4 protein-coding genes are annotated in these 4,832 nt (G+C 30.0%); all 4 read right to left on the bottom strand.

Annotated features, from left to right (window positions below; genetic code table 11):
* Nucleotides 1–1,543: C1 family peptidase (locus AC27L2_RS13660; RefSeq protein WP_487212325.1), on the bottom strand; the 1,543-nt coding region annotated here is incomplete at its 3' end.
* Nucleotides 1,544–1,666: 123 nt separating this feature from the next.
* On the bottom strand, nt 1,667–2,767 hold the full coding sequence (locus tag AC27L2_RS13655; protein WP_487212324.1) for a TolB family protein: 1,101 nt from the start codon (nt 2,765–2,767) through the stop codon (nt 1,667–1,669).
* 249 nt (nt 2,768–3,016) lie between these two features.
* Entirely contained in the window at nt 3,017–3,589 is a 573-nt protein-coding gene (locus AC27L2_RS13650; protein WP_487212323.1) for a hypothetical protein, read from the bottom strand.
* 807 nt (nt 3,590–4,396) lie between these two features.
* Nucleotides 4,397–4,832, bottom strand: a 436-nt coding sequence (locus tag AC27L2_RS13645) for a T9SS type A sorting domain-containing protein (protein WP_487212322.1), incomplete at its 5' end; no start/stop codon positions are given.

The raw sequence follows: 4,832 nt of genomic DNA, 5'->3' as shown, positions 1-4,832 counted from the left end.
GGTTTGAGTTATAAGCAGATACTATAGCACTGCTGTTTTCATAAAATATATTCCCGGAATTTAAGTAACACCAGCTGTTGCTTGCATAAAATCCAGTAGTAAAATTCCAAACCATTGTGTTGAACATATTTCCTGGATTATAATCCGTATTGTAAAAACTCACTCCTGTTCCAGAGCCGCTTCCATAAATATTTACATTATTAAATACCGGAAACGTGCAGTTGTTCAGATAAATTGCATTACACTCCGTTCCAAATATTTGCAAACCTGGTGAGTTTGTCGCTGTTATAGTTCCATTGATTGTTCCACTGTAGATTGAAATACTATTTTTATTTGTGATGTTTAGATTTTCGTTGTATGGACCACCTACTATATGAATCTCATCTTGTTCATCTGCATAATTGATTGCAGCTTGAACAGTTCCACATAATCCTTTATATGTTGAGGAATATGTATTTTTTAATTTTGCTCGTAAGCCGTTTATTGTTGCTCCGTCTTCAATATTTATTATGCCGTCTGTTGATATTATTGAATTCATATTTAAACCTAAGGTAGATACATAAGTTATATTTAATTGTTTATTTGATGAAACCAAAACATCATTATTCAATGTACAGTAACCTTCTATGTAAGTAGTTTCACCATCTCTTGAAAATTGAACTGCTTCTGATGGCTGAGAAAAAAATTGTGGTACAAATGAGGCAAAAGAATTTGAATTAACTGTTGCAGTAACAAAGTTCCCATAGGAATCTATACCACATTCTCCAAATTTAATTTTAAAATATCCATTTTCACCCCAATCTTCACCCCAACTATTTTTACAAATCCAATAATCTATGTTATCTTCATTACCATAACCTACTATTACTATTGCATGCTCACCTTCATGAGTACCGGAAGTATATTCATAAATACCGCCCGAGTAATCAAGAAAATCTGTATAAACCGACATTGTAGCTAATACAGGACTTGATGCTAAGGCTGTTTGGATTGCATTTATTGTTTCTGGTTGTTTTGAATAAGTTGCTACAGCATAGTATGCATTAATACGATTAGGAAATTGTCCATGATTTTCTGAGGTTACTTCATAGTTCTTTATATAAGCTAATCCACATTCAATATTACTATAAGAACAACCATCGCAGCCCTCAGCACAAGTCGCATTATTCGTAATTTCCATCTCGTCTAAATCAACGTTAACATTTTGACCGTATAAATAATGTAATAATCCTTCCGCCACACCAGTTGAAGCATGTGCCCAGCAGTTTCCACAAGCCCCTTGATCTTCTATGGTACTCATCCATTCTTGCCAATTGATTGAAGTGGTCGTTTTATTTAACCTGCTATTAGTAGTTTTTCTCCATTCATGGTATAATTTTTCTCCGCTCTGTTTTTGTTCCAACGGATTAAAGATTGAATCTGATATAATTCCACATCTTTTTCTAATTTCTTCTTTTGACAATAAAGACATCGAAGTTAGTGCAGCTTTCCATTTGTACCCCTTTTCTTTAATAATATCATTAGTTTTAGTAATTCTTGCCAAGGCATTTTGAAATTGATCTTCTATTTGAGCATGTACTATCATACCACACCACAATAAAAGCAATAAAGTAAAAACAATGACACTTCTTGTCTTCATTTAAGCCTCCTGAAATCATTTGTGATGTTAATAATTAATTAACGGATTCCAATGAGGATCAACGGCTTCAGTAACAACAATATGTGCTTCTCTCGTCACAATATTAAGAACATATATATCATAAGTAATGCTAACCCATTCATTACTAAATACTTTACGAACAGTATAAATCAAATAATTACTATGTGGACTAAATTCAATATAAGGACCGTAACTTTCATTTTTATTTTTCAATTCGTTTAACTTAATCTTATTACCTTCTTTAATTATTATTATTCTGGAAATATTATTATCATTATTCTTTTCAATGTATGCTATTTTTGAACCATCATTTGATAAAACTGGATGGAATAATTTGATTCCATTTTCAGACACAACTAAAGTTTCTACTTCTTTCGTATTTAAATTGACTTTCTTTATTGAAAATGTTGCTCCGCCGTCCCAACTACTAGAATCCTCATGACAGAGTATTGTATTGGAATCAGGATGATATCCATCTACATAAATAGAATTATTACTCATTTTTTTAAAATCTAAAATCATTTCTGTAGACATATTTAACAGATTTACTTTATATAAAAATTGATTCTTTGAAAAAAGAATTGAATTCCCATCATCGCAAAAAGATATTAGAGATACTGATTCGCTTTCGAATAGTTTTTTCTTTTCTGTTCCGTCAGCATTCATAATATAATAGCAGGGTGGTTCACCTATTTTGTGGTAATAGTATATTATTTTTTTACTATCAGGAGACCATAATTTTGGGAAAGCACTTTCAGACAAAGTAAATTCAGGTGTAATATTAATTTTTTGTTCATTCACTATATCGTATAAATATATATCACAACCAGCCCTATCTTCTCTATCATATCTGAAGGCAATATATTTTCCGTCAGGCGACCATACGGGTCCATAGACATCGCTATTCGGATTGTTTGATATGTTTTTCTGAATAGTTCCATTAATATTATCAATATATATTTGCCAATGTGAATTATTACCCTGCTTTTGATAACACAAGTGAATCTCAAAATTTAAACTTGTATTAGTTACATTATCTTTACAACCTATGCACAATATAAAAAGTATTACTATTGCGATATTTATTTGTTTTATAATTTTTCTCATTGAAGTATTTCATTTATGTTGCTTTTTGGGATTTCACATTCACTAAACATAAAAATGACCTCTATCAGCATTTAATAGGATTAATAGCTTGATTCAAATTCCTTAGGAAATCGGTGCATCACTAACAACATAAACCGTATCTACTTGAGAAAAAGTTAATGTAACAAAAATCATCAAATTAAGGATACCGATAAGTTTTAAAAAGACTTTTTTCATTTTAATCCCTCATAGCAAATTGCTTAATAACATTCACCTTAATTTTTGATCCTTAATCAACCGCTCAATAATTTTTCTATTATTTCTTGGATCAATTCCTTTAAATTGATTTTCATCTGGATATCCAAGTTGTATTTTTATCTCATTAGGAGCTAATGAATTAGATACACTATCAAGCAATATAACAACTGAATGGCAAGGGATAGAGGAAACAGGCAGCCAAAACCAGCCACCATAAATTTTTTCTTGGTTTAATGTAACAATGAAAGGCATACCATAAATTGCATTAACGTTTTCATAAGCACTCATCTGAGCAATTCTCTTTTTAAGAGAATCCTGTGAAAAACTTAAAGTTAGCACATGTGTGCTTGTATCATACGAGATTATTTGATTGTAAGATATAACAGGCTCGCCTATTAATTCTGCTTTTTCTAAATCAATATATTGATAAGATAAATCTGAATTAATGTTAATTTTGGTTGCATAGATACAGAGTCCTTCATTTGAGTTTGAACTTGACACTATATTATCGTTACAACAAGTAAAAGAAAAAAATGAGCCTGTAATAATAAACCACAATAATTTTTTATAAATATAACTTACCATTTTTTACTCCTAAAATAAGAATAGTACAATCACCAGATAAATTATTTGCAAAAATTTGTTTTGTTAATAACATACGGCTGCTGCGCATTAATAAATGAATTGACTAAAAATATCAAACTAAAGAAATAGAAAATTTTTTTCATTTTTGCTCCCCCCATTTTTATTTGTTATTTAATTCCCATTTATAATTATCAATAACAAATATATGATTGTAAAATTTCTATTCTCTCCATCTAAAAATTCACTGAAAACTGAATTAAAAATGATTTTTAAATCAAATTAAAACAATAATTTGTTTTTCTAATTTTACAACCGATATTTTATATTTTTTTCAGCCTAATTTATTCGACAAGTTTGATGGAACAAATATTTATTTCATTTACCTATCATCTTCTGTAAAGTGAAATGAACTTACTTAACCGAAAGAATCTGCCCAGAAATTTTCTGCAATTGAATTTTACTAAATCTCAAAAAAAAATCAAGAAATTTATCTCTGCTTGATTATGTTTATTTAACCACTTTCCTTCACACAGTCATACTGAGCAAAGCGAAGTATCTCTTGTTTCATTGTCATTCTGAACGAAGTGAAGAATCTCTTTTTTATTTCCTTCTTGAGATTCTTCAGTCGCTTCGCTCCTTCAGAATGACACGTCCACTTTACACTGTCATTCTGAGCGAAGCGAAGAATCCCTTTCTTCATCTTTGCTTGATTATGTTTATTTATCTGCAGAAAACTTAAATACTTTGCGCTTTCTCTGCATTCTTTGCAGTTTCAATATTTATCGCTTCACTTGTGTATACTGTCATCTACTTCACTAACATCATCTTCTTAACTACAAAATTCTTTCCCGCTTTTAATGTGTAAAAATATACGCCACTGGAAAGCTTATATTTATCTGCTGAAAATTCTACATTATAACTACCTGCATCTTGATATTCATCTACAAGTGTTGCTATTTCTCTGCCAAGTATATCATATACTTTTATTGTTACAAAATTTCTTTCCGGTAACTGATAACTGATAACTGTTGATGGATTAAACGGATTGGGATAATTGCTGATTTCTACCTCAGGTTTTGAAATTTTATTTGCAGTCTCTTTCTTCTCTTTTTCTATTTCATATCCTAATAACTTTAACTGATTTTCTGCTAATTCAACTAAATTCTTATCTGAACTATTTTTTACTATTTCATCAAAACTTTCTTTAGCTTTATTTTTTTCTTTCAGATTATGTGCATATATC

Source organism: Rosettibacter sp. KY25, from assembly GCF_057554405.1.
The sequence above is the reverse complement of the archived record's forward strand: the minus strand, read 5'-3'. Positions and strand labels throughout refer to the sequence as shown.